Raw genomic sequence first — 22,881 nt, forward strand, 5'->3', positions numbered from 1 at the left:
GCTTTGGTCGAGCTGGCTGACGGTCGCAAGCTGGTAGCGAAGGGCGGACCGCTGGTAGAGCGCGAGGCCGATATGCTGCGCGCCATCGCGGCGAGCGGGGTACCTGCGCCGGAGGTCCACCACGCTGCCGATGGCCTGCTGCTGATGGATCATGTCGAAGCGGACGGCGCGAAGGGCTGGGACAGCCTGGCCGAAGCGCTGCATCGGCTGCACGCGCCGCGCGCTGCAACCTATGGCTGGGACGTCGACTACGCTTTCGGCCCTCTGGCCATTCCGAACACGCCGCAGGACAACTGGCCCGAATTCTGGGCGCGCCACCGCCTGCTTTGCCATGGCGAAAAGGTGGATGGCTCGATCACTGCGCGCCTCGAAAAGCTGGCGAAGCGGCTGTCGGAATTGCTGCCTGTCAGCCCGCCGCCGGCTCTGCTGCATGGCGATCTGTGGGGCGGCAATGTGCTGTTCCACCAAGGCAAGCTGGCGGCACTGATAGATCCTGCGAGCTATGTCGGACACCGCGAGGGGGATGTCGCCATGCTGACCCTGTTCGACAACCCGCCGGACAGCTTTTTCGATGCACTCGATCTGGAAGCCGGTTGGCGCGAGCGATTGCCGATCTACCGCCTCTGGCCCTTACTGGTGCATCTGCGCCTGTTCGGCCACAGCTATCGCGGCTCGGTGGTCTCTGCGCTGGATGCGCTTGGCGCTTAGACCGCTTCGGGGAAGGGCGTCCATTCGCCGCCGGGAGGATCCTCGGCGAAGATTGCATCCAGAAGCGCATCGGAGACGCCTTCCGGTGTGTCCGGATCCCATTGCGGATCGCCGGTCTTGTCGATCAGCAGGGCGCGCACGCCCTCAGCGAAGTCGTGGCGCAGCATCATGCGGCTGGCGATGCGATATTCCATGCGCATGTTCGCGGCGAAATCGGCGCAATCCGCATTGGCCACGAACTGTCGCAGCGCAACCTTGGAGGTCGTGGGGCATTTGGCGCGCACGGCCTTCAATTCGGTCTCGGCCCACATGCCGCCATCATCGTGGAGCGCCGCAATAATGCCTTCCAGCGTATCGGCGGCGAACAGGCGGTCGATCGTTTCCGCATTGCCTGCGATCCTGGCCTCGGGCGCCGGGCTCGCCATGTCGTCCAGAACCATGCCCGCATCCTCGCCTGCGACGATGCGCGCCTTCGCCTCGGCGAGGCTTTCCGATGCAAGGTAATGGGTGGCAAGGCCCGCCCAGAGGCATTCCGCCCCGTCGAGCCGCGCGCCTGTAAGGGCGAGAAACTTGCCTGTCGCTCCGCGCAGGCGCGGCAGGTAGTGGCCCGCGCCCACATCCGGGAACAGCCCGATCGTGCCTTCGGGCATGGCGAACAGCGTGTTTTCGGTTGCGACCCGATATTTGCATGGCTGGGAAATGCCCACGCCGCCGCCCATCGTCACGCCATCCATGAAGGCTACAAGGGGCTTGGGATAGGTGAACATCAGATGGTTGAGGCGGTATTCCGCATGGAAGAAGACCCGGCCCGATTTGCCATCGTCTTCCAAAGCCGACTTGCGCACCAGCTGCACGTCGCCGCCCGCGCAAAAGCCGCGGCCTTCGGCGTGATCGAGGATGACGGCTGATACCGCCTCGTCCTCGCGCCAGCCCAGCAGCGCATCGGACATCCCTTCGCACATCTCCTGCGTCAGCGCGTGCAGGGCCTTGGGGCGGTTAAGGGAGATATGACCCGCAGCGCCGTGGGTGTGGATGTGGAGATCGTCAGTCATGGTCGTCCTCACTGCCGCAGCATGTCGCGGCCCACGATCATGCGCATCACCTGATTGGTGCCCTCCAGGATCGAGTGCACGCGCAAATCGCGCCAGAAGCGTTCGATGGGATAATCCTTCAAATAGCCGTAGCCGCCGAAGATCTGGAGCGCATCGTTCACGACCTTGCTGCCGCTATCCGTGGCGAGACGCTTGGCCATGGCGGAAAAGCGCGTCTTGTCGGGCGCATTGTCGCTCACCTTGGCGGCGGCGAGGTAAAGCAGCGCGCGCGCGGCTTCGAGGTCGGTCGCCATATCGGCAAGCATGAACTGCGTGTTCTGGAAATCGGCAATCGGCGCGCCGAATTGCTGGCGATCCTTGGCATAGGCCACCGCCTCGTCGAGGCAGCGCTGCGCGCCGCCTAGCGAGCAGGCACCGATGTTTAAGCGACCGCCGTCAAGCCCCGCCATGGCGAAGCGGAAACCTTCGCCCTCCGCGCCCACGCGATTGGCGACGGGCACGCGCGCATCCTCGAAAATGACCTGCGCGGTGGGGGAGGCATTCCAGCCCAGCTTCTTTTCTGGCGCGCCGAAGCTGACGCCGGGCGTATCCTTGTCCACCACCACGCAGGTGATGCCGCGCGTCTTGTGGTCGTCCGTGCGCAACATCACAACATAGACATCGTTCACCCCGCCGCCGGAGATGAACTGCTTGGTGCCGTTGATGATATAATCGTCACCATCCACGCGCGCGGTGGTCTTCAATGCCGCCGCATCCGATCCGCTGCCCGGTTCGGTGAGGCAATAGCTCGCCAACCTCTCCATCGAAATCAGGTCAGGCAGGTAGCGATCCTTCAGCTCCTGTCCGCCGAAAGTGTCGATCATCCACGCGGCCATGTTGTGGATGGATATGAAGGCGCTGGTGGTGGGGCAGCCATAGGCCATGGCTTCCATGATCAGCGCCGCTTCGAGCCGCCCGAGGCCGATGCCGCCGCTTTCCTCGCTCACATAGATCGCACCGAAGCCCAGCTCCGCCGTGCTTTTGATCGTATCGACGGGGAAATGCGACTTCGCGTCCCATTCGGCAGCGTGCGGCGTGATGTTGTCGGCGGTGAAGCGCTGCGCCATTTCCTGGATGGCAAGCTGGTCTTCATTCAGCTGGAACTGGCCGGTCACTGGTATTCCTCCGCGCAGCGCGGACGCACGGTGCCGCCGGTCTCGCGTTCGATACCTTCATCGGTGACCCGGAAACGTTCGGTGCTTTCCCATGTTTCGCCTTCACCGGACATGGCCAGTGCAAACTCGGTCCATTCCCCTTGCGTGCTGGCGACCTGTATCTCGCCGACGCTCTCATGAAACTCCACGCGCTGCGGCGTGATTTCGAGCCGGCCATCCGACAAGCCCTGACAACTGAGCTCGTCGCCCCACACGCCAAGCATCGTTTCCGGTATGCCGTTTATCAGAGCCGGTTCTGCCGACGATGCTGCATCCGCCGTTGGCGCCGTTTCATTGGAGACGGACTGCTGCGCCAACGGACCGGCACTGTTTTCTCCCGATGCGGGCTCGGCCGTATCGGGAGAGCATGCTGAGAGGAAAAGGCCGACGCAGAGCGGCAGCGCGAGGGGTGTGGCCATACGGGTGATCATCATCACCCCATGTCAAAAACCGATTGCAGGTGCAACCGGTTCGCGCCTGTGCGTGTCGCGAAGGGCTAGTCCTCCGCGCCCCAGTCGTCTTCATCCATCGGAGCGGGATCGAAACCCGAGGCATCGTCCATCGGCTCGGCAGCGAAGCCTTCCGTTGTGTCGATCAGGCTTTCTGGCTCGGCATCGACGTAGACGGTTTCGCCTTCCGTATCGCGTTCCTCCCGCCCGGTATCCTCGTCATCGGAGAATGTCGCCGTGGTCGCGGCAGGCCGGGGAGCGTCGCGGCGCGAAGGCTGTTCGATCGTTACGCGGCTGGGTTCGTGCCGCGAAGCCATTACCGCCTCATTGCGCGATTCCAGATCGTCACCGCACGCAGAGAGCGCCAGCGCGGTTGCGCACAGCGCGAAGCCGAGGCTGCGGCTAGCCACAGGTAATCCGTTCTATCATGTAATCGCCATCGTAGGTGACGGTCAGCCGGTCGGGCCGGTAATCCATCGTAACGACCGTGTCCGGCGGCACCCAGCGCAGCGTGCGCGCGCCGGTCATTTCCAGCAGGCGCGTGCCAACCTCTTGCGTGGCGCGCTCTCCGATCATGTCCTGCGCGGCATCGGCATTGCACATGGCGGTCTCCTCCCGCACGCGCGGATTGCCGTCCTCGTCGAATGGCGGCTGGGTCGTGGCGGCGCAGGCGGCAAGGGCCGGCAGGCAAAGCGCCGACAGGGCGAGAGAGGCAAAGGCGTGTTTCATGCGCGCTATCCTAGCTTCCATCCGGCCTGCACGCTAGGGACCATCCCTGAAGGAGTGATTACCATGGCCGGATTGTGGTTCGAGGATTTCAGCGTGGGGCAGGTGTTCGACCACCCGCTGCGCCGCACGGTGACCGAGACCGATAATATCCTCATGACCACGATGACGCACAATCCCGCCGCGCTGCACCTCGATGCCGAATATATGAAAGGCACCGATTATGGGCGCGTGCTGGTGAATAGCTGCTTCACGCTCAGCCTGATGGTGGGCATCAGCGTGAACGATACGACGCAGGGCACGGCTGTCGCCAATCTGGGCTGGGACGAGGTGCGCTTTCCAGCGCCCGTTTTCATAGGCGACACGCTGCGGATCGAGACCGAGGTGCTGGCCCTGCGCGGCAGCAAGTCACGGCCCGACCAAGGCATCGTCACCCTCGCGCATCGGGCTTACAACCAGGACGACACGCTCGTGGCCAGCTGCCAGCGTACCAGCCTGCAACGCCGCCGCCCGGACGAATAAAAGCAATCAGTCGATCTTCAGCTGCCCCGAACGGATGGCGGTATAGACCGCTTCCCCGCGCGAGTGGACGGCGAGCTTGCGGTAGATGGACTTGACGTGATTGCCGACCGTCAGCGGCGAAATGTCGAGCGCGCGGGCGGCTTCCTTGTAGCTCATGCCTTTTGCAAAAACCTCCAACAGCTCGACCTCGCGCGCCGTGAGCGGTGCGGCATCGGGATCGTCGCTGGTGCTGGTGGCCTGCGGACCGTCACCCTGCAGGCGCTCCAGCAAGTAGGTGGCGGCAGACGGGCTGATCGGCGCGCCGCCATCCAGCGTGGCGGCAATGCCATCGAGGATGGAGGCTGGCGTCGAATCCTTCAGCAGATAGCCGTCCGCCCCCGCTTCGAGCGCGCGCACCACCGTCTCGCGGTCGCCGAAACTGGTGATCATCAGCACCTTGCAGTCGCGCTGCTGCTTGGCAAAGCCGATGAAATCTATGCCGCTGCCATCGGGCAGTCCCACATCCACCAGAAACAGGTCCGGCTGCTTTCGCACGACCAAATCCCTGGCCCGGGCGATAGTGGGCGCTGTGCCGGCAAGATCGTAATCCGGGCAGGAGGTGACGATTTCGGTCAGGTGCTCCCTGATCGCCGGATCATCATCGAGAATAGCGACGCGCGCATTAGCCATCGGTCTTGTCCCCCAAAGTGCTGTCGGGCAGCTGGATGCGGGCAACGGTCCAGTCGCATTCCCGCTGCAAGGTAAACTCTCCGCCAATCATCTCCGCCCGTGCTGCCATATTTTCAAGGCCTCGTCCGCCCGCGCGAACCTTGCCCACAGATGAACCGTTATCGCGCACGGCAATGCTGCGCGATGCCACATCTACGGTGATCGTGTCGCCATCGGAATGTTTGAGAGCATTGGTCACAGCCTCCTGCAACACCCGGAAAACCTGCAACACAGGTCGCGGCTGGAGCAGTGGTAGGGTCGTATCGCTAGGCTGGTGCCACGCAAAGGCGAAACCGGCATCGGTGACGCGGCTTTGCGCCCTTTCGCGAAAAAGCACCAGCGCCGCACCGAGCGACTCGCCCACTGAATCCATGGAATCGATCATCAGGCGCATCTCGTCGATGGCCGATTGCAGGCCGCGCGCTACGGCTTCAGGCTCCGCATTGCCGCGCCGGGCGGAAAGCAGCATGCTCATGAGGTTGGAGCCCATGCCATCGTGCATGTCCGCCATGATCCGGCGGCGCTCTTCCTGATGGGCCTGTTCGCGCAGCAAGGTCTTTTCGCGCGCATGGGCCGCGCCGAGCTCCGCCGTGCGCTCGTCCAGCTTCACTTTTAGCAGTCCGGCAATGTCTTCTGCAGAGCGGAACAGGCGGATATTGCGCGCGACGAAAGCGGCGACCAGCGCCAGCAGCAGGATCGGCACGGCGTAATTGGTGGGCATGCCCGTGCCCGTGCCGAAAATCTGCCAAACCGCCATCGCCACGGCGATGGTAGCCAGCAGCAGGAAAACCGCCGCTTCCCAATGCCTCTCGCGCCCGATGGCGGGCAGGTTCCAGACGATCAGTGCCGAATAGATAAAAGCGTAGAGGGCAGTTGTGGCGAACAGCACCCATTCGGCTGGCCCGCCCATACCGCGCTCGGCGATGAGGATGGACGATGCCGTGATGGCGGCCACCCAGATTGCGAGGCTGGCGGGCAACAGGCGCGGTATGCTGCGCGGCCCCCAATTGTTGGCAAGGTTCACTCCGGCGAGCGGTATGACCATGCCGACCACGGAATTGAGGTGGATCCACGGCCCGGCCGCAAGCGGCGGCGCATCCGTCATCATCATCAAAAGCGACAGGCCCCAACTGCCCGACAGCATGCCCATCCAGAACAGGAAGGGATTACGCCCGCTGCGCAGCCAGCCGAGCAGGGCAATCAGGCCGACCGAGAGACCAATGGTGACGCTGGCGACAAGATATTCGTCACGCAGGAAGGCCTGCATCTGCTGGGTTTCGTAAACCGGCTTATACGGCCCGATCACAGGATCGTGCACATAGATCCCATGCCCTCCCGCGCCGGCGGCGGCGACATAGGTGATTGTGTTCGTGCCTTCGCGCAGAAGCGCGGGCGGGATGCGCCGTACGGGTCGTTCGGCATAGCTATGCATGGTGGAAAGGCCCGGCTCCACCGATCCCCGCCCGAAAGCGAGTTCACCGTTTACGTAGGTGAAGACATTGTCTGCATGGGCGTGGGAGACTTCGCCGAGCCCATCTGCGGGTACGGTGTCGACCTGGAATGTCAGGCGGAACGCATAGAGCGCGCTCTCGCAACATAGATCGACCGGTAGCGCCGTCTTTTCGAAACTTGCCTGCGACAGCCCAGCCGCGCCTGCCGTTTCAAGCTGGGCAATTTCGACCCGCTCGATCGCAAATTGCTCGGCCGGTCTTGGGACGGGATAGAACGCCGGGGCGATCAGCAGCCAGTATGCCGCCTGCACCACGCCAATGGCGAGCAGCAAATGCGGCCATTCGCGCCAGCGCGCATCCGCGCCGACCTTCGCGCGAAACCTGTAGAAGCTAATCCCGACCATCTGCCCCAAATATGGCAGGCGGCTTTGGCGCAGCATGCCATAGGGATGGTGGGTCGCTAGAGGCGCGCGGCCACCGGCGGGTCTTCCCCGCTGGCGATGGTCTCGCCTTTCCAGAGTCGGTGCAGGCGGTCCTCCAATATATCGCCCGGACCGCTGACGAAGCGCGGCTGGCCGAAATGTTGCATGACGCGGTGCTGCTTTTCAAGAGCGCGCCGGTCCTGCGCGACCACGGGATTAAGGAAGAGCCGGATCGCCCCCTGCTTCAGCCATGACGGCGCGAACCCTTTCGGCGTAGAGAACCGTGCGAACGGCGTGAAAGTGCCATCCGTTGCGGGTGTGAAGATTGCGGTGACGCACAGGGTCAACTTCGTCTCGCCTTCCCAGCGCGCCTGCACGGTGGTGGGCGGATAATAATGGCTGACCGAGCAGGTGCGATCCCGCTCCAGCGCGCGCGACATGATGCCGTGGTCGGGCGCGCTCTGGTGGATCGTCATGGCGATGGAATTGCCATGGCTTTCCACCACCAGCTCCACCGGATGGCGTTTGTCGCGGCGGCGGATGAAGCCATGATGCAGGTGGCCGGTATGGAACGGGTCCATCACATTCTCGATGGCATCGAATGCACGGCCTTGCCACGTGCCCTGCTGCCACCAGAAATGATCGAGATCGGGGTTGCCGAAATCGGGCGGCAGCGGCGGCGCGGCGGGGGCTGCGTCGCCGAATGTGACGAAGATCGCACCGTGGCGCTCGCAGACGCGCAGTGCCTTTGCGGAGAGGCGGCTGATGTCGACATTGTCGAGACTGCATCCCGGCACATCGCGGCAGGTGCCGTCACGCTCGAACCGCCAGCCGTGATAAGGGCATTCCAGCGTGCCGTCGCGCACCGATCCCTCCGAAAGCGGGTAATTGCGATGGGGGCAGCGATCGACCAGCGCGCCTAGCCCCTCGCCATTGCGGAATAGCGCGATCGGCGTGTCCATCAGCGTGATCTTGCGCGCTTGGCCGCGCCGCACATCGCTCGACAGCGCGACCATGTGCCACGCCTCGCGCACGGCCTGCGGAAATTCGCTCATGCTAGATCCTCCCCGTTCCATTCGATATCGCGAGTGGTGGCCGCGGTGGCGGTAATGCCGCGCCGAATGCCGCTGGCGGTAAAGCGCGCCCCATCCAGCATCGCGCCTATCGCCGCGCGCCGGTCACCACCGCGTCCAGTCACATCGCGCCCCGCGCGCATGGTCGCACGCCATTCGGCCAAGCGGTTTTTGCGGAAGGCCATGGGAAGACCGTAAGCGAGCATGGCGGGGCCGATAAAGGCGGGCTGTGGGTCGGCATGCGCGAGCGATGCACCTTCCGCGATGGCCCGGGCGAGATCGCCGCGCCCCGTCAACAGGTGCACCCCGCTGGTGGCGCGCGGGTTGCATTCGATCAGATGCGGCTGGCCGTGCGCATCGATGATTGCGTCACAGGCGAATTGCCCGGTGAGCTGGGCAGCTTCGGCGAGGCGTTGAGCCATCTCACGAGGCTTCCCCGCCGCCTGCCCATCCAGCGGCGCGAAGGCGAACCCAGCCCCGCCGCCAAGCCGCCACGGCGTGGTGTACCCGCTGAACGCGGTCACCTGGCCGCGATGCGCCACCGCGTAAAAGCATGCTTCCTGCCCGCATATGCGGCGCTGCATCAGCCAGCCCTTCTGCGGCGGCGGGGCTGTGCGAGGGCCGACCAGCACCTGTTCGCCAAACCGGCTGAAGCGCGGCTTGAAAACCCATTCGCGCGGATCGGTCGGGGGCAGATCGTATCGCAGCGTCTCCGGTGCAGAGATGCCTGCCGCTGCTGCAAAGCTTGCGAAAGCCAGTTTGTCGTGAAGCGTCGTCAGCGTTTGAAGGCTCGGCGCGTAAAGCCGCCCCATCTTGCCATCCGCCTCGGCCCAAGCGGCAAGATGAAACACCTCCTCGCAAGCGGGCAGGATGATCGCCGGATCGACTTGCTGGACCAGCCTGCGCATGTCGGCGCGAAAGGCCTGACGCTCGAAGGCGGGCGAAGAATAGCGGTGTAGCGCCGCATCCAGCCGCGACCAGCGCACCATTCGGGCATCGACGCTGTCCGCCAGATGCACCTCCCACCCGGCAGCCTTGAAGTCACGCGCCAGATCCAGCGCGGCAGCGGCGCGGGCACCGGTGATGAGGATGCGCTCAGCCATGCCAGACCACTTTGCGGCGTTTCGGTCCGGGCCATGGCGGCAGGTCACGTCGTAGCTCGACGGCGACGGGGACGAGCGCCTGTAGCGCCTCTCGGGCGCCCTCAGCCTGCTCTCGCACGCCGCGAGGGTCGGTACGAAGCGTTACGTGTTCGGGGCTGGCGATAGCCTGCCAGCGCGTTGCGCCGCCGAGCACCTTCTCGACCGCGTCCACCACCTCGCGCGGCAGGATAGACGTCTCTCCGAAGCGCCAGATGTCGCCGACACGGCTCTGTGGCGCACGGATAATGCGCCCTGCAAAACCGCACGAACATTTCGCGCCCGGTAGACGCTCTACCACATCGTCTCCACGCAGCCGCACGACCGGCTGGCTACGGCGGCGCAGATCGGTGATAACCGGGCGACAGGCCAAGGTGCCGGGGATCGGTTCCAGCTCGATGGCCATCGAATGATCGTTCAGATGCAGCCGGCCATGCGCGCATTCGGCGGCAAGGAAGCCCTCGGTCGCTTGCCAGATCGCGCGCGGCGGCAGGGCGAAATGCGCGAAGATCACAGCACGTTCGGCCTCGCTCATCGGCTCGCTGCCATGGAAGAGATAGCGCATCCTTGGCAGCCGCAGTCCGGCATCGACGAAGCCCAGCAGGCGATGCGCGGGGGCGATGAGGATAGTGGGAGCGAAGGCATGAAGCTGCTGCGCGGTGTCGGCAATATCGCCCGACAGCGGGAAATGGCGGAAGGAAATGCGACGCTGCCCTACATCGCTGTAGAGATCGCTTCCCGCGCGCAGGTGCAGGGCGATGCGCTGCGGTCGGAGAAGGGCGTGCCATGGTAGCAGGCGCGCAAGGCTCTGGCCGATATAGTCCACCCGCTCCGTAGCGTCGGCCACGAACAGGCCGCGCGTTCCGCCGCCCGAACCTGTCGACCATCCCGCGCTGACATCGCCGGTCGTCTCGCTCGCCTCTGCGGCATCCGCCATGGCGCGAAGCGCTTCATCGGACAGGCCGAGACTACTCCACTGCCCGTAATTGGCGCGCATCTCGGCAATCTCGGTGACGGGATAGCAAGGCAGCGGCTTGCCTGCGTGACCGGCAAGGGCGGGCGTTGCTGCCATCGCATCCGACAGCGCTTCAAATTGCGCCTGCCTGTGCCGATGCAATGCGCGCGCGGACATGCGCATGGCCCGCTTTGTCCGCCACCAGGATCGCAGGATTTCAGTCCGCATCCTCGCCTCGGAACCGTGCGGCGCGAACGGGACAGTGGGCGGGTAGGATGGCGAGATCGGCACCCTTGCCGTCCGCTTCCCGCAATCGCGCGAGCGTGGCGTGATAGGTCGGTGTGTCGCCTAGCAGATTGGTGACGAAGCGCGGCGGCGGGCGGTTCTCGTCGATGGCGCGGCCCGAATAGACGGCATCGCCCGCGAGCAACACCGCCTGCCCTTCCTCGGTGACGAAAGCGAGGCCCCAATGCCCCTTGCAATGGCCGGGCAATTCCACCGCCAGCAGGCTGCCATCGCCGAGAATGTCGCGGCCAGATGTGAACGGCGCGAACTCGGCAGGCAGGGGCCGTTCCGGCATGTCCTCGAAGAAGAGCGCTTTGTCATCCATCGCTTCCGGCACCAGTCCGGGCAACAGGCCTTTGCGCACCCGCGCGAAGCGGCCACCACTGCGCAGAGTGTCGAGCCCGGCGCGCGCGCAATACATCGGCAGATGCGCCATGCGGCTGGCGCCCGCCACGTGGTCGCCATGGAAATGCGAAACGAGAAGGCCCGCGAGGCTGTCCTCGGCAATGTCGTTCGCGGCGAGCCATTCCCGCCATTCGTCGCCCGCGCCAATCTGTGCAGGCGTCGTCCAGCGATAGAAGCGTTCGGGAAAGGTCTCGGTCGCCTCCACGAAGAACGGATCGTAGCCTGTGTCGAACAGAAAATGCCCGCGAGTCGGATGCGCGATGACGCCGACCATTGCAGGAAATGTCACCGGGCACAGGCTCCCGCCCCGGATCATGCCAAGCTCGGGATGGCGACACGATCCACGCCTCAGCCAGCGAAAGCCTACGCGCTTCATGCGCTGTTCCGCATGGCCGCCGCCTGCTCCAGCAGCGTGGCGACGGCATCGTATCGCGGCTCGTAACCGAGCAGCATCTTCGCCGGTGCGAGATCGAAAGTCTGCGAATAGCCGAGCGTCGATAGCGTATAGCGCGTCAGCGGCGGCTCCTTCTGCAGGCGGAGGGCGCGCGCGCCATATTCCAACAGCCGCGCGACGCCATGCGCGAGCGGCAGGGGCAGGTTCGCAAATTTGGGCGAGAGACCTAGAGCGTCCGCTGCCTTTCGCGCCAGCTCCCCCACGGCAATCGGTTTGCCGCCTGAAATGTTGATCGCCACCGGACTGGTGGCGGGCGCGCGCTCTTCCGCTTCGAGGCAGGCCCAGGCCGCATCGCGCAGATCGGTCAGCTCGATCATGGCTTTCCCGTGGCGCGGCAGCGGAACCCGCTTGCGGGCGGCAATTTCGGCGAGGCGGGGCAGGATGACCTGGTCGCCATCGCCTACCAATGCGCGCGGACGGATCGCGACGGTGGCGAAGTTCTCGTCAGCAGCCGCGAGGACGAGGCGCTCGGCCGCCAGCTTGGTGCTGGCATAATGGTTGAGCGGCGGATCGCCGGGCGCTGCATCTGCCGTGATCTTTGTGCGATCACGCAGGCTGGCGAAGATCGATGGCGAGGAGATGACGACGAAGCGGCTGCATCCCGCCGCTCTAGCCGCTTCGACGATTACGCGCGTGCCGTCGACATTCACACGCTCAAATTGCTCGCGCGGACCCCAGCTGGCGGAGAGCCCGGCGGCGTGGATCACGCTGTCGCAGCCCTGCACCAGGTCGAAAACATCGGCGGCGGGATCGGCAAGGTCGCACCAGCGAAACTCGGCGCCCATGGCCGCGAGTTCGTCGCCAATCGTGCATTTGCGCCCCGTGGCCCGCACACCGTGGCCGCGCGCCAGCGCTTCACGCACCAGCGCCTTGCCAAGCCCGCCGGTCGCGCCGGTGATAAGAATGGTTCGCTTGCTCATATCCGCACTACCATAGCACCTGCGCTGATCCCTGCAGCCGTTCCCAGCAGCAAAACATGGTCGCCCGGCTTTGCGCGGCCTTCATCCAGCGCATAAGCGAGGCAGGTCGGGATGGATGCTGCAATCTGGTTGCCATGGGTGGCGAAGATATCGACCACGCGATCCTCATGCGGCGCGAACAGGCGTTTCACATGCTCCACGCCCGGCGCGCTGGCCTGGTGACAGATAATGCATGCCAGGTCGTTTCTGGCGATGTCCGCATCCTGCAAAGCTCCCTCGATCACGCCCGGCAGCGCCTTGGCTGCGGCCTTGAAAATACCGAAGGCGTCCATCTCGAAGCGCGATCCGGCGACAAGCGCATCATAGCCTTCCTCGACCCGCAATTTCGTGCCGCCAGCGCGCAATTGCGCCAGTTCGTGATGCGCGCCGTTGGTGACGAAGCGGCTGGCAGCGATGCCGCGTTCGCCGCTGTCATCGGCCTCGATGGCGACGGCAGCCGCGCCGTCTCCGAAGATGGAGCGCGCCTTGGCATTGGCCGGATCGAGGCTGCAGGAAGCGATGTCGGACGCAAACACGAGCACGCGTTTCCAGCGCCCGGTCGCAATGCCCATGCCGACCACATCCAGCGCGGTCATGAAGCCGAGGCATGTCTGGTTCACATCGAAAGCGACGATGCCCGACTGGCCGAGGCCAAGCCTATCCTGCACCAGCGCGGCGGTGGAGGGGATGGGCTGTTCCATCACGCCGCATCCGCCGATAATCGCGTCGAAGTCCGCCTCGTCCCAACCGGCCATGGCGAGAGCCGCGCGCGCCGCCTGTGCGGCCATCATCGAACTCGTTTCATCCGGCGCGGCCACATGGCGGCTGGCAATGCCGAATTGTTCCTCGGTCCAGCCCTCGGCCTCTCCGTATCGCGCATCCAGCGCCGCTGAACGCACTGCCATGCGCGGGCGGTATGCGCCCCATCCTGCAATCGTGAAACCACTCAACATCGTGGTCGTCTCCCTCTGATTCACTGTTAGCATCGCGCAAAACTAGACACTGTTCAATTAAAAATTACACAACGTTCAATTTTGCGCTTATCCACATCTCCATGGGAAGACGGTCCGATCACACGCCCGATGAGCTGCGCACCTTGCTGCTGGAGGAGGGGCACGCCCTGCTGGCAGAGCGGGGTTTCGCGAAATTCTCCGCACGCGAAGCGGCGCGGCGGGCGGGTTATTCGGTGGGCACGTTCTACAATGTGTTCGGCTCGCTCGATGCCTACCTGCTCGCGGTCAATAGCTGCACGTTCCGCCGCTGGAGCGACTGGCTGGAGGCCGCGCTGGACGGCACGCCGTCAAACGGGACCGCGCGGATCGAGGCGCTGGTGCTCGCCTATTTCAGCTTCGCGATGAAGCACGCCAACCTCTGGCTCGCCATCTACGACCACCGGATCGACAAACAGGTCGATATCGCGCCCGAGGATGTCGGCGCGCGCGAGGGCCTGACGGCCATCGTGGACCGGGAAGTGACACGGTGGATGGGGCTGGGCGAGCCCGACGAGAAGACCAAGCGACTGGTGCGATCGCTCATCGCGGTGGTCCACGGCCATTGCGCTTTATGGCTATCGGGCAGCTTTGCCCTGATGCAGGAAACCGATCCGGCAGGTCAGGCGTTGGAGCGTGTGCTGGAGGTGCTGGAGGCGCAAACAGATTGACCTGCGCGGTGCCATAAGTCAGGGCATCGTCCGCAAATGCGGGTGTAGCTCAATGGTAGAGCAGCAGCTTCCCAAGCTGACGACGAGGGTTCGATTCCCTTCACCCGCTCCATGCGTTTTCGCCGGGTGGGCGGGTTCGGTTCCGTTGGCCGCGCTTCGCGCAGCCATCTTCGCTTTCGCTCCTATTCCACCCGCTCCAGATTGAACAATGCCCGCATTTTTCCTCACCTTCATCGCCGTAGCGGCTGCCATGCTGGCAGGCCGCGACGCCGTGCGGGTAGCGCGGCTGAAGGCGAGCCTTGGCTGGACCGCGCCGTTGCTGGTCATCATCTTCGTCGCGGCTTTGCTGGGAGCGGCGCTGGCGGCGTGGATCGCGGGCAGCCTCGCCCCGCTGATCGCGCCGAGTTACAAGCCTGTGGTCGTGGCCGTGGCGCTGGGATTGGCCGGGCTTGAGCTGTTGCTGCGATCCCCGCCGGCCAAACCGCGCGAGCCGACCCGCTCTATGGGTGCGATCACGCTGGTCCTGCTGCTGGGCATGGTGACCGATGCGAGCGGCTTTATCATCCTCTCCATGGCCATCGCGACCGGAGAGCTGGCGCTGGCGGCAGCGGGCGGCGCTACCGCTGCCATCGCGGTGCTTGTGGCGGCGCTGGTCGCGGCGGAGGATTGGGACACGCTGCCGCTCGATCCCGTGCGCAGGATCGTCGCTGCCGCGCTGATACTCGCTGCCGTAGTAATCGTTCTGGTCGGTCGTAACCTCATCGGCTGATCGGCGCAGTCGATGACACTGACATCCCCACTTCGTGAAACGCGCGCGTGGTTTGTCCGTTGAGAAGGAAACACACTCGAAAGGACGACACACATGGCCGATTCCGGCGACAATTCGAAAACCGCACTGATCGACGGGCTGAACGGCTTGCTGGCAGACTACACCGCGCTCTATTTCAAGACCAAGCATTTTCATTGGCATGTGACGGGGCCGCGCTTTCGCGACCTGCACCTTCTGTTCGACGAGCATGCCATCGAAATCCGCGACCAGATCGACATCATCGGAGAGCGGGTGCGCAAGAATGGCGCGATGACGCTGACTTCCATCGGCTCGGTCGCCAAGGCGACGCAGATCGCCGACCAGGACCGCACCGATCTTTCAGCAGAAGACATGGTCCGCGAATTGCGTGACGACAATGCCAAGCTCGTGAAGAGCCTGAAGGAACTCAAGACGCACGCTGAAGAGGTTGGCGACAATGCCACTGACGGCCTGATCGACGACTGGACCGACCAGGCCGAAGAGCGTGTCTGGTTCCTCAGTTCGACGCTGCAATAGAAAGAGCGCTTGCCTGCCATGCGGCGGCGGGTCTACCGACTGGCCGCATGGCAGACATCCACATTATCGAAGGCGCATCCGACTCCGAAATCGCCGCTTTCATCGAAGCTGCGCTGGCGGAAGCGCTGGCAGTCAACCAAGCGCCTGTTGCCATCAGCGTGCCTGGCGGCTCCACGCCGTTCCCGATCATGGAAGAGCTGGTGAAAGCCGATCTCGACTGGGCGCGCGTGACCGTGTGGCCCGGCGATGACCGCGTGGTGCCCGAGGATCACGAGGCCAGCAATACGGGGAAAATCCGCGCGCTGTTCGAGCCGGCCGGCGCGCAGGTCGCCACGCTGACGGTGATGGAGCAGGTGCCGCATTTCGCGCTGGTCTGGCTTGGCATGGGCGCGGATGGACACATTGCTTCGCTGTTCCCCAACTTCGATCCGAAAGTGGACGAGGACGCCAGCATCAAGCGCTTGACGCCCGATCCGCTCCCGCCCGAAGCGCCATTCGACCGTATTACTCTCACCATGCCCGCTCTGCTGGATAGCGATGCGCTGATGTTCGTGATCCGCGGCGACGACAAGCGGGCTGTTTTCGATGCGGCGGTTGAGGGTGAGCATGATCTGCCGGTTGCCCGGGTGCTGGGTGCGGCTGAGCAGAAGGTCACGTGCTTCACCTGATCCCCGCGCCCGCGCACCGCATTGCGCTGCGCGTCGCCTACCGGCTGCGCCGCCGGTACCGCCGCATGGCGCGGCCCGATATTGCCGGTGTTGCCGTCATCTTGCGAGACGAGGCGGAGCGCGTGCTACTGGTCCGCCACTCCTACGGCCCCGAAGGTTGGGCCATCCCCGGCGGCGGGCTGGGCGAGAGTGAGGATCCTGCCGAGGCTGCGCGCCGCGAAATTGCCGAGGAGCTGGGCGTCGGTCTGATCGACCTCGAATTGCTCGACACCGTGACAGAGCAGCTTTCCCGCTCCAGCCATACCGCCTATATTTTCACAGCGCGCCCGGATGGAGAGCCTCGCGTCGACGGACGCGAAATCGTGGAAGCGCGCTGGTTCGCCGTGGCGGCGCTGCCCGGACTGACCATCACGCCGATCTCGAAGCGCCGTTTGCGCGAACGCGGAATGCTATAGCAGCGAAAGCTGGCTATCGTCGCGTCTGCGGGCAGGCTCGCCATCCTTGCGCTCCAGATTGCTGAGCGTCAGCCCCATGAGCCGGATCGGCATGGGAAGCGGCAATTCGCCTTCCAGTATCTCCCGAGCGACCTCGGCAAAACGATCCTTGTCACCGACCGGCTGGGGCAGGGACCGCGCACGCGTGGCAATCTGGAAATCGTTGAATTTCAGCTTCAACGTTACCGTGCGCCCGCGCGCTTCCTTTGCCGCGATCCGTTCCCACACGATATCGATGATCCGCTCCAGCGTTTCGCGCAGTTCGGCATCGGTTGAGATGTCTTCGCTGAACGTCCGCTCCCCGCCAATGCTTTTGCGCGTGCGATTGGTGCGCACCGGGCGCAGATCGATCCCGCGCGCGGCGCGGTAGAGATAGTCGCCGAAACTGCCGAAATGCTGGCCCAGCCACTCGCGATCTTTCGCCGCAAGATCCGCCCCCGTGGCAATGCCCAGCCGCGCCATCTTCTCCGCGCCCTTGGGCCCGATGCCATGGAAGCGCCGCACCGGCAGACTTTGCACGAAGGCTGCACCTTCGCCCGGCCTGATGACGCAAATCCCGTTGGGCTTGTTCTGGTCGCTCGCCAGCTTGGCGAGGAACTTGTTGTAGGAAACGCCTGCGCTCGCCGTCAGCTGCGTGGTCTCGAAAATGGCCTTGCGGATAGCCTGCGCGATGGCGGTAGCAGAGCCGATACCGTGCCGGTCTTCGGTCACGTCGAGATAGGCTTCGTCGAGGCTGAGCGGCTCGACATCCGGTGTGTAATGATGGAAGATCGCGCGGATTTTCTCGCTCGCCTCGCGATAGGCATCGAAGCGGCTTTTGACGAAGATCAGGTCCGGGCATTTGCGTTTGGCAGTGACGCTGGGCATCGCGCTGCGCACGCCGAACCTGCGTGCTTCATAGCTGGCTGCGGCCACGACGCCGCGCCCGCTCGATCCGCCAACGGCGACGGGCTTCCCGCGTAGTTCCGGATTGTCGCGCTGCTCCACGCTGGCGAAGAAGGCGTCCATATCGACATGGATGATCTTTCGCAGGCCATCGGCTTCGCCACCATCCTCGGCATTGTCAGGCTGCGCGTCCATCGCCCCTTCTATAGTCATTCTGCAGCGCGCCTGCGACCCCGGCCAGAAGTCGCTTCCCTTTTGTCGTGTCGCGGCGCACAGACGCCCTCGTGAGTTCTACGAAATCGAAAATTGCGTTGAAACCGCGCGCGCTGGGGGAGCGCGAGCTGATTGTGCTGATGGCGTTGCTGATGAGCCTGCAGGCTTTCGGCATCGATGCCATGCTGCCTGCGCTAGGCCAGATGGCGGAAGAAATGGGTGCCGACGGCAATCGCCGCCAATGGGTCATCGCCGCCTATTTTCTGGGAGCGGGCGTTGGTGCATTCTTCCCCGGCGCATTTGCCGACAAGTTCGGCAGGCGGCCCATTCTCGGGCTGGCGCTGATCGCCTATGTGTCGCTCTCGCTCGCCTGCGCGCTTGCGACCGATTACGATGTGCTGCTGGCAATTCGGCTGGCACAAGGCGTGCTGTGTGCAGGGCTTAGCGTGGTGCCCGCTGCCATCGTGCGCGATCACGTAGGCGGCGATCGCATGGCGCGGCTGATGAGCCTTATCATGATGATCTTCCTGATCGTGCCCATCCTCGCGCCTGCCATCGGTCAGGCGATCATGTATTTTGCCGGCTGGCGGGCGATCTTCGGCGCGATGGCGGTGATGGGCACGGGCGTTGGCCTGTGGGTTTGGGGGCGGTTGCCCGAAACGCTGCAGGACGATAACCGGCAGGATATCGATCCGCGCACCATCCTGCGCAACATGGGCACTGCGCTGACCGACCGTGGAGCCATCGGCTATGTGGTGGGCAGTGCGCTGGTCTTCGGCTCCCTGTTCGGCTTCCTCAATTCCAGCCAACAACTGATTGCCGAAACATTCGGCATGGGCGACTATTTCGCACTGATCTTCGGCGGCGCGGTGCTGGGCATGGTGGCGGCCAATTTCACCAATTCGCGCATCGTGGAACGCTTCGGAGCGCGCCGGGTGAGCCATGTAGCACTGCTGGTTTTCATCGGCATCTCGATCGGACAATTGCTCAGCGCGCGCGCGCAGCCACAAAGCCTTGCAGAGTTCATCGTCTTGATGAGCATATCCATGGCCATGCTCGGCTTCATCGGCGCCAATTTCGCGTCCATCGCCATGCAACCCTTCTACCATATCGCAGGAGCCGCCAGCAGTGCGCAAACGGCCGTGCGCATGAGCACGGGCGCGGTGTTGGGAGCGCTGATCGGCAACCTTTACGATGGCACCGCGTTGCCGCTGGCGGCGAGCATGTTCAGCTGCGGGTTGCTGGCATTGGCCATCGTCCTGTTCAGTGAGCGCGGCAAGCTGTTCCGCCGCAAGACGCCGCCGGGCACATCGGCCCCCATACCCTAAGGCAGTGGCTCTCCGCGTGCTGCGGTGTAGACGCCGTACCATTCGGCCCGCGTCCAGCGCATTCCCATTGCCTGTGCGGCTTCGGTGATGCGCACAGGATCTTGCGATCCCACGATAGGCACGATGCCCGCCGGATGCGCCATCAGCCAGCCATAGGCGGCGACTGCGCGAGAGACTGCGTGCTGTTCCGCAACCGAATCCAAAGCCTCTGCGACCGCCAGTTCCCGCGCGGTCTGCGGCTGCATCAGCCGGCCACCGGCGAGCGGGCTCCACGCCATGGGCAGCAAGCCCAGCTCCATCGCCTGATCCATTTCGCCATTGGTAAGCGGTTCGATCCGCAAGGGGCTGATTTCGGGCTGCGTAACGGACAGCGGAGCATCCAGCATCGCATCGAGCGTGGCGATCTGAGCGGTGGTGAAATTGGAGACGCCGAATGCGCGGACTTTTCCGCTTGCCACCGCATCGTCCAGAAAGCGCGCCAGCTCCTGCGGGTGGGTGAGGATATCCGGACGATGGATCAGGTAAATGTCGATCCTGTCGGTGCCCAGCCGTCCAAGCGACGCATCGAGCGCGCTTTCCATGTAGTCGCGCGACTGGTCATAGGGCTTGGGTAAACAGATGCCGCCCTTCGTGACCAGAGTGATACGATCGCGCATGCCCGGTTCGCCGCGCAGAACCTCGCCCAGCAAGGCTTCGATATCGCCGAACCCGCCGGAACCGGTCCAGCCGTAGATATCGGCTGTGTCGATCAGGTCGATCCCGGCGTCGAGCGCCGCGTGGAGCAGCGTTGCCGTTTCATCCACGCTGCCGCCCGTGCGCCACATACCCCAGCCCAGCGGGCTGGGTGTGATACCGGTTGTGCCGAGACGGCGACGGCGCGGGGCGGGGAGGTGGGTCATGTACCGCCCTCTATCCGCTCACCCTGTGCTTGTCGAAGGGTCGTTCTTCACCTCTTAAGTACGCTGCAGAAGAAGAAACGATGCTTCGACAAGCTCAGCATGAGCGGGTTAGGTTTACTCGCCCGAAGCCTCAACCCGCGCGAGTAGCGCCTCGACCTGCACCTGCCCCCCTTCGCTGGCGGAAAGTTCGGTAACCGTCCCATCGAACGGCGCGGTGAGCGCGTGTTCCATCTTCATCGCCTCGAGCACCATCAGGCGCTGGCCTGCGGCGACGGTATCGCCTTTTGCCACATCGACTGCGATGACCTTGCCCGGCATCGGCGCGAGGATATCGCCGTCGGCAGCAGAGGCTGCAGAACCACCACGATCCGGCCGGGGTGCAAAATGCCAGTCCCGGCCGCGCTCGGTCACCAGAACGGTATGGTCAGGGTTGCCATAGCTCGCCAGCAATCCGTATTGATCGGTTCGCGCGCTGTAATGCTGGCCTGCCGACCAGATATCGGCTGTAATCCGCCGCTCCGCGTTGAGGCGAAAGCCGTGCAATTCCTGCACAAGCTGGACTTCTCTCGGAGCGCGCCAATCGAAGTAATCGCTGCGCAATCGTGCGCCCGCAACATCTGCGGCGTGCTGGCTCGGCTGCGCCGATGGCATCAGCGCTTCTCCCGCACGCTCGATCAGGCCGGTATCGAGCTTGCCCGCTGCAAAATCGGGGTGTTCCAGGCACTCGTATAGAAAGCCCTTATTGGTCCTGACCGGATGGACGAGGCTCTCGTTCAGCGTCGTTTTGAGCGATCGCAGCGCTTCTTCACGGTTTTCATGGTGAACGATGACCTTGGCTATCATCGGGTCGTAGAAAGGCGAGACGGCGTCTCCGGCTTCGACGCCGGTGTCGATGCGGGCTTCCGCTTCATCGAGAACTAGGTCGTCCAGACGTCCCGTACTCGGCAGGAATCCGCTGGCCGGGTCTTCCGCATAGAGCCGGGCCTCTATCGCATGACCCGTAATGCTCAGTTCTTCCTGCTTCAGCGGGATCGGCTCGCCGCTCGCCACGCGCAGCTGCCATTCCACCAGATCGACCCCGGTGATCTCCTCGGTAACAGGGTGTTCCACCTGGAGCCGTGTGTTCATTTCCATGAAAAAGATGCGGTCGGCGCGCAGGCCCTCGCTGGCGTCGGCGATGAATTCGATCGTGCCTGCGCCCTCGTAATCGACCGCTTTCGCCGCGCGCACGGCGGCGGCGCAGATTTCCTCGCGGGTTGCCTCGTCCATGCCGGGGGCGGGCGCTTCCTCGATCACCTTCTGGTGGCGGCGCTGGAGCGAGCAGTCGCGTTCGAACAGGTGGACGACATTGCCGTGGCTGTCGCCAAAGACCTGCACCTCGATATGGCGGGGCGAGGTGATCCACTTTTCCAGCAGCACTTCGTCATTGGAGAAGCTGGCCTTGGCCTCGCGCCGGCAGCTTTCCAGTGCGGCTTCGAAATCCGCAGCCGCATCCACCTTGCGCATGCCCTTACCGCCGCCGCCCGCAACGGCCTTGATGAGTACGGGATAGCCGATGGCATCGCCCTCTTTGCGAAGGCGCTCGACTGACTGGCCCTCGCCTTCATAGCCGGGCGTTACCGGCACGCCCGCCTCGCGCATCAGCTTCTTGGCGGCATCCTTAAGTCCCATGGCCTCAATGCTTGAAGGCTTGGGGCCGACCCAGATGAGGCCCGCATCGATAACGGCCTGCGCAAAGGCGGCATTCTCGGACAGGAAGCCGTAGCCTGGATGGATCGCCTCGGCGCCTGTCTCCTTGGCCGCGGCGATGATCTTCTCGCCGACGAGGTAGCTTTCGGCAGCAGGGGAAGGGCCGATATGCACCGCTTCGTCGGCAGAGCGCACATGCAGGGCCTTGGCGTCGGCATCGGAATAGACGGCCACCGTCGCCACGCCCATTTCGCGCGCGGTGCGGATGATGCGGCAGGCAATCTCGCCGCGATTGGCGATGAGGAGTTTATCTATCACAGAAACCTTGGTCCCATTGTCTTGGAATGTCGCTCTGGCGGCCGGCGAGGTAGTCGGCGAAAATCCGCTGCACCTGCTCCAGCGTAAAAGCGCATTCCGATGTCAGGATATTGTCTGACAAGAGAAGCTTCTCCCACCAGCGCCGCTCCGGTCGCGGTGCGGGAGGCGGCAGTTCGGCATGGCGGGGCACGGCGTGAAAATGCGTGTCCTCCCCGCCGCCATCGCGCCGCTCGATCACGAAGCCGTTATCGAAGACGGCGGTTTGGATGTAAGTAGTGTCGTCCGCACTGAGTATGGCGCGCCCGTTGTCTTCGCCGAGCCGCGCCAGTTCCGCGTGAAGCTGCTCTGGCGAAACATCCGCGATGGTGATGCGATCGGTTTCCAGCCTCATCGGTTGGCTGGCTCCATGCAACCCTCTTCGACATGGCTGTAAGTGACGCTGGCGATACGCCAGTCCGCTCCGGTGTCGACGAGGTTGAAGATATTGACGCCGCAATGGCTGAACGCGCCATCGCGGTAATAGATGAACGGGGCCCACACTATGGCGACCGGCCCTTCGAGAATCGGATACTCGCCGAATAGCGGCTCCAGCACCGTGCCTTCAGCAGCAGCGAGTGCATCGATCACGGCGTCCATTTCCATGTTGCGCACGATGTTGCCATCGCCTGTCTGGCGCACGACCGTAACTGACGCTCCGTCGATCACCTGCGCGCGCATGGCTTCGGCATCACGCGCCTCAAGACCGTCCATGAATGCATAGACGGTGGCCATCACCCGGTTCGCATCCGGATCGGCATAATCGCCGCGGTGATCGTCTTCGCCTGCATCTTGGGCGGCCACGTTTAGGGGCGCAACCGCAAGCACGACAGCTGCAAAATATCGCAAAAGCATTTTCATGCCGG

Annotated in this window: 26 protein-coding genes and 1 tRNA gene (1 of these 27 running past the window's edge); 9 read left to right on the top strand and 18 right to left on the bottom strand. The window is 64.1% G+C overall.

Translation table 11 applies throughout. From position 1 onward, the window contains the following. A protein-coding gene (locus BMF35_RS05550) for a fructosamine kinase family protein (RefSeq protein WP_236781572.1) crosses the window boundary here: on the top strand, nt 1–708 show its 3' portion. 51 nt of this gene lie to the left of the window's left edge; 708 of the gene's 759 nt are visible here — the last part of the coding sequence; the start codon falls outside the window, past its left edge; it ends in the stop codon at nt 706–708. Here the strand turns inward: BMF35_RS05550 and BMF35_RS05555 are convergent. The 5 genes from BMF35_RS05555 to BMF35_RS05575 all read right to left on the bottom strand — a co-directional run bounded on the left by BMF35_RS05555 (nt 705) and on the right by BMF35_RS05575 (nt 4,131). Further along, entirely contained in the window at nt 705–1,760 is a 1,056-nt protein-coding gene (locus BMF35_RS05555) for an enoyl-CoA hydratase/isomerase family protein (protein ID WP_047007237.1), read from the bottom strand. The genes BMF35_RS05550 and BMF35_RS05555 overlap by 4 nt on opposite strands. Before the next feature lie 8 nt (nt 1,761–1,768). Further along, the gene (locus tag BMF35_RS05560; RefSeq protein WP_047007238.1) at nt 1,769–2,914 is read right to left on the bottom strand and encodes an acyl-CoA dehydrogenase family protein; all 1,146 of its coding nucleotides are present in this window, start codon (nt 2,912–2,914) and stop codon (nt 1,769–1,771) included. Continuing rightward, nucleotides 2,911–3,387 (bottom strand): hypothetical protein, encoded by a 477-nt coding sequence (locus tag BMF35_RS05565; RefSeq protein WP_047007239.1) that lies wholly within the window; start codon nt 3,385–3,387, stop codon nt 2,911–2,913. The genes BMF35_RS05560 and BMF35_RS05565 overlap by 4 nt, the downstream gene beginning before the upstream one ends. 62 nt (nt 3,388–3,449) lie before the next feature. Continuing rightward, nucleotides 3,450–3,812 carry a hypothetical protein gene (locus BMF35_RS05570; protein WP_047007240.1) on the bottom strand — a complete coding sequence of 121 codons (363 nt, stop codon included), beginning with the start codon at nt 3,810–3,812 and terminating at the stop codon, nt 3,450–3,452. After that, on the bottom strand, nt 3,805–4,131 hold the full coding sequence (locus BMF35_RS05575) for an I78 family peptidase inhibitor (RefSeq protein WP_047007241.1): 327 nt from the start codon (nt 4,129–4,131) through the stop codon (nt 3,805–3,807). The genes BMF35_RS05570 and BMF35_RS05575 overlap by 8 nt, the downstream gene beginning before the upstream one ends. A gap of 63 nt (nt 4,132–4,194) precedes the next feature. On the opposite strand from BMF35_RS05575, the gene BMF35_RS05580 reads away from it, so the two are divergent. Next, nucleotides 4,195–4,650, top strand: a complete 456-nt coding sequence (locus BMF35_RS05580) for a MaoC family dehydratase (protein ID WP_047007242.1) — start codon at nt 4,195–4,197, stop codon at nt 4,648–4,650. Between the two features lie 6 nt (nt 4,651–4,656). On the opposite strand, the gene BMF35_RS05585 is transcribed toward BMF35_RS05580, so the two are convergent. The 8 genes from BMF35_RS05585 to BMF35_RS05620 all read right to left on the bottom strand — a co-directional run bounded on the left by BMF35_RS05585 (nt 4,657) and on the right by BMF35_RS05620 (nt 13,406). Further along, the gene (locus BMF35_RS05585) at nt 4,657–5,319 is read right to left on the bottom strand and encodes a response regulator (RefSeq protein ID WP_047007243.1); all 663 of its coding nucleotides are present in this window, start codon (nt 5,317–5,319) and stop codon (nt 4,657–4,659) included. Next, nucleotides 5,312–7,249, bottom strand: coding sequence for a sensor histidine kinase (locus BMF35_RS05590; protein ID WP_047007244.1), 1,938 nt, complete (start codon nt 7,247–7,249; stop codon nt 5,312–5,314). The genes BMF35_RS05585 and BMF35_RS05590 overlap by 8 nt, the downstream gene beginning before the upstream one ends. Nucleotides 7,250–7,269: 20 nt before the next feature. Further along, nucleotides 7,270–8,286: an aromatic ring-hydroxylating oxygenase subunit alpha gene (locus BMF35_RS05595; protein WP_047007245.1), complete on the bottom strand. Its 1,017-nt coding sequence runs from the start codon at nt 8,284–8,286 to the stop codon at nt 7,270–7,272. Beyond that, a complete protein-coding gene (locus BMF35_RS05600; RefSeq protein WP_052766084.1) occupies nt 8,283–9,407 on the bottom strand; it encodes an ATP-grasp domain-containing protein in 1,125 nt (374 codons plus the stop codon). Before BMF35_RS05600 ends, BMF35_RS05595 begins: the two co-directional genes overlap by 4 nt. Further along, nucleotides 9,400–10,515, bottom strand: coding sequence for a hypothetical protein (locus BMF35_RS05605; RefSeq protein ID WP_156172150.1), 1,116 nt, complete (start codon nt 10,513–10,515; stop codon nt 9,400–9,402). Before BMF35_RS05605 ends, BMF35_RS05600 begins: the two co-directional genes overlap by 8 nt. A 100-nt stretch (nt 10,516–10,615) precedes the next feature. Beyond that, entirely contained in the window at nt 10,616–11,377 is a 762-nt protein-coding gene (locus BMF35_RS05610; RefSeq protein ID WP_206539557.1) for an MBL fold metallo-hydrolase, read from the bottom strand. A gap of 83 nt (nt 11,378–11,460) precedes the next feature. Then, nucleotides 11,461–12,462 carry an NAD-dependent epimerase/dehydratase family protein gene (locus BMF35_RS05615; RefSeq protein WP_047007247.1) on the bottom strand — a complete coding sequence of 334 codons (1,002 nt, stop codon included), beginning with the start codon at nt 12,460–12,462 and terminating at the stop codon, nt 11,461–11,463. After that, the gene (locus BMF35_RS05620) at nt 12,459–13,406 is read right to left on the bottom strand and encodes a 3-oxoacyl-[acyl-carrier-protein] synthase III C-terminal domain-containing protein (RefSeq protein ID WP_206539558.1); all 948 of its coding nucleotides are present in this window, start codon (nt 13,404–13,406) and stop codon (nt 12,459–12,461) included. Before BMF35_RS05620 ends, BMF35_RS05615 begins: the two co-directional genes overlap by 4 nt. Before the next feature lie 149 nt (nt 13,407–13,555). Here BMF35_RS05620 and BMF35_RS05625 point away from each other — a divergent pair, with 149 nt between their 5' ends. The 6 genes from BMF35_RS05625 (at nt 13,556) to BMF35_RS05650 (ending at nt 16,608) form a co-directional block, all read left to right on the top strand. Continuing rightward, entirely contained in the window at nt 13,556–14,161 is a 606-nt protein-coding gene (locus BMF35_RS05625) for a TetR/AcrR family transcriptional regulator (RefSeq protein WP_047007249.1), read from the top strand. A 38-nt stretch (nt 14,162–14,199) separates the two neighbouring features. Further along, a tRNA-Gly gene (locus BMF35_RS05630) sits at nt 14,200–14,273 on the top strand. Nucleotides 14,274–14,369: 96 nt separating this feature from the next. Continuing rightward, nucleotides 14,370–14,930, top strand: a complete 561-nt coding sequence (locus BMF35_RS05635; RefSeq protein ID WP_052766086.1) for a hypothetical protein — start codon at nt 14,370–14,372, stop codon at nt 14,928–14,930. Nucleotides 14,931–15,023: 93 nt separating this feature from the next. Next, nucleotides 15,024–15,485: a Dps family protein gene (locus BMF35_RS05640; protein WP_047007250.1), complete on the top strand. Its 462-nt coding sequence runs from the start codon at nt 15,024–15,026 to the stop codon at nt 15,483–15,485. A 47-nt stretch (nt 15,486–15,532) separates the two neighbouring features. Beyond that, on the top strand, nt 15,533–16,153 hold the full coding sequence (locus BMF35_RS05645; protein ID WP_047007251.1) for a 6-phosphogluconolactonase: 621 nt from the start codon (nt 15,533–15,535) through the stop codon (nt 16,151–16,153). Next, complete coding sequence (locus BMF35_RS05650; RefSeq protein ID WP_047007252.1) at nt 16,141–16,608, top strand: NUDIX hydrolase; 468 nt, start codon at nt 16,141–16,143, stop codon at nt 16,606–16,608. The genes BMF35_RS05645 and BMF35_RS05650 overlap by 13 nt, the downstream gene beginning before the upstream one ends. On the opposite strand, the gene dinB is transcribed toward BMF35_RS05650, so the two are convergent. Next, nucleotides 16,603–17,727, bottom strand: coding sequence for a DNA polymerase IV (gene dinB, locus BMF35_RS05655; RefSeq protein WP_047007253.1), 1,125 nt, complete (start codon nt 17,725–17,727; stop codon nt 16,603–16,605). The genes BMF35_RS05650 and dinB overlap by 6 nt on opposite strands. A gap of 89 nt (nt 17,728–17,816) precedes the next feature. Here dinB and BMF35_RS05660 point away from each other — a divergent pair, with 89 nt between their 5' ends. Next, nucleotides 17,817–19,073 carry a multidrug effflux MFS transporter gene (locus BMF35_RS05660; RefSeq protein WP_047007254.1) on the top strand — a complete coding sequence of 419 codons (1,257 nt, stop codon included), beginning with the start codon at nt 17,817–17,819 and terminating at the stop codon, nt 19,071–19,073. Here the strand turns inward: BMF35_RS05660 and BMF35_RS05665 are convergent. The 4 genes from BMF35_RS05665 to BMF35_RS05680 all read right to left on the bottom strand — a co-directional run bounded on the left by BMF35_RS05665 (nt 19,070) and on the right by BMF35_RS05680 (nt 22,819). Beyond that, a complete protein-coding gene (locus tag BMF35_RS05665) occupies nt 19,070–19,972 on the bottom strand; it encodes an aldo/keto reductase (RefSeq protein ID WP_047007255.1) in 903 nt (300 codons plus the stop codon). The genes BMF35_RS05660 and BMF35_RS05665 overlap by 4 nt on opposite strands. Nucleotides 19,973–20,086: 114 nt before the next feature. Then, nucleotides 20,087–21,979, bottom strand: coding sequence for an acetyl/propionyl/methylcrotonyl-CoA carboxylase subunit alpha (locus tag BMF35_RS05670; RefSeq protein WP_047007256.1), 1,893 nt, complete (start codon nt 21,977–21,979; stop codon nt 20,087–20,089). Further along, nucleotides 21,969–22,370 carry a hypothetical protein gene (locus BMF35_RS05675; protein ID WP_047007257.1) on the bottom strand — a complete coding sequence of 134 codons (402 nt, stop codon included), beginning with the start codon at nt 22,368–22,370 and terminating at the stop codon, nt 21,969–21,971. Before BMF35_RS05675 ends, BMF35_RS05670 begins: the two co-directional genes overlap by 11 nt. Then, a complete protein-coding gene (locus BMF35_RS05680; protein WP_156172151.1) occupies nt 22,367–22,819 on the bottom strand; it encodes a hypothetical protein in 453 nt (150 codons plus the stop codon). The genes BMF35_RS05675 and BMF35_RS05680 overlap by 4 nt, the downstream gene beginning before the upstream one ends. Nucleotides 22,820–22,881 lie beyond the last annotated feature (62 nt).

Source organism: Aurantiacibacter gangjinensis (assembly GCF_001886695.1).
GTDB lineage: Bacteria > Pseudomonadota > Alphaproteobacteria > Sphingomonadales > Sphingomonadaceae > Alteraurantiacibacter > Alteraurantiacibacter gangjinensis.

What these genes read in the sequence shown, in the direction of transcription:
- BMF35_RS05555 (WP_047007237.1), bottom strand. Translation starts at nt 1,760, where the DNA reads ATGACTGACGATCTCCACATCCACACCCACGGCGCTGCGGGTCATATC.
- BMF35_RS05565 (WP_047007239.1), bottom strand. Translation starts at nt 3,387, where the DNA reads ATGATGATCACCCGTATGGCCACACCCCTCGCGCTGCCGCTCTGCGTC.
- BMF35_RS05575 (WP_047007241.1), bottom strand. Translation starts at nt 4,131, where the DNA reads ATGAAACACGCCTTTGCCTCTCTCGCCCTGTCGGCGCTTTGCCTGCCG.
- BMF35_RS05580 (WP_047007242.1), top strand. Translation starts at nt 4,195, where the DNA reads ATGGCCGGATTGTGGTTCGAGGATTTCAGCGTGGGGCAGGTGTTCGAC.
- BMF35_RS05585 (WP_047007243.1), bottom strand. Translation starts at nt 5,319, where the DNA reads ATGGCTAATGCGCGCGTCGCTATTCTCGATGATGATCCGGCGATCAGG.
- BMF35_RS05590 (WP_047007244.1), bottom strand. Translation starts at nt 7,249, where the DNA reads ATGCTGCGCCAAAGCCGCCTGCCATATTTGGGGCAGATGGTCGGGATT.
- BMF35_RS05595 (WP_047007245.1), bottom strand. Translation starts at nt 8,286, where the DNA reads ATGAGCGAATTTCCGCAGGCCGTGCGCGAGGCGTGGCACATGGTCGCG.
- BMF35_RS05600 (WP_052766084.1), bottom strand. Translation starts at nt 9,407, where the DNA reads ATGGCTGAGCGCATCCTCATCACCGGTGCCCGCGCCGCTGCCGCGCTG.
- BMF35_RS05605 (WP_156172150.1), bottom strand. Translation starts at nt 10,515, where the DNA reads ATGGCAGCAACGCCCGCCCTTGCCGGTCACGCAGGCAAGCCGCTGCCT.
- BMF35_RS05615 (WP_047007247.1), bottom strand. Translation starts at nt 12,462, where the DNA reads ATGAGCAAGCGAACCATTCTTATCACCGGCGCGACCGGCGGGCTTGGC.
- BMF35_RS05620 (WP_206539558.1), bottom strand. Translation starts at nt 13,406, where the DNA reads ATGGCAGTGCGTTCAGCGGCGCTGGATGCGCGATACGGAGAGGCCGAG.
- BMF35_RS05625 (WP_047007249.1), top strand. Translation starts at nt 13,556, where the DNA reads ATGGGAAGACGGTCCGATCACACGCCCGATGAGCTGCGCACCTTGCTG.
- BMF35_RS05635 (WP_052766086.1), top strand. Translation starts at nt 14,370, where the DNA reads ATGCCCGCATTTTTCCTCACCTTCATCGCCGTAGCGGCTGCCATGCTG.
- BMF35_RS05640 (WP_047007250.1), top strand. Translation starts at nt 15,024, where the DNA reads ATGGCCGATTCCGGCGACAATTCGAAAACCGCACTGATCGACGGGCTG.
- BMF35_RS05645 (WP_047007251.1), top strand. Translation starts at nt 15,533, where the DNA reads ATGGCAGACATCCACATTATCGAAGGCGCATCCGACTCCGAAATCGCC.
- dinB (WP_047007253.1), bottom strand. Translation starts at nt 17,727, where the DNA reads ATGGACGCGCAGCCTGACAATGCCGAGGATGGTGGCGAAGCCGATGGC.
- BMF35_RS05665 (WP_047007255.1), bottom strand. Translation starts at nt 19,972, where the DNA reads ATGACCCACCTCCCCGCCCCGCGCCGTCGCCGTCTCGGCACAACCGGT.
- BMF35_RS05675 (WP_047007257.1), bottom strand. Translation starts at nt 22,370, where the DNA reads ATGAGGCTGGAAACCGATCGCATCACCATCGCGGATGTTTCGCCAGAG.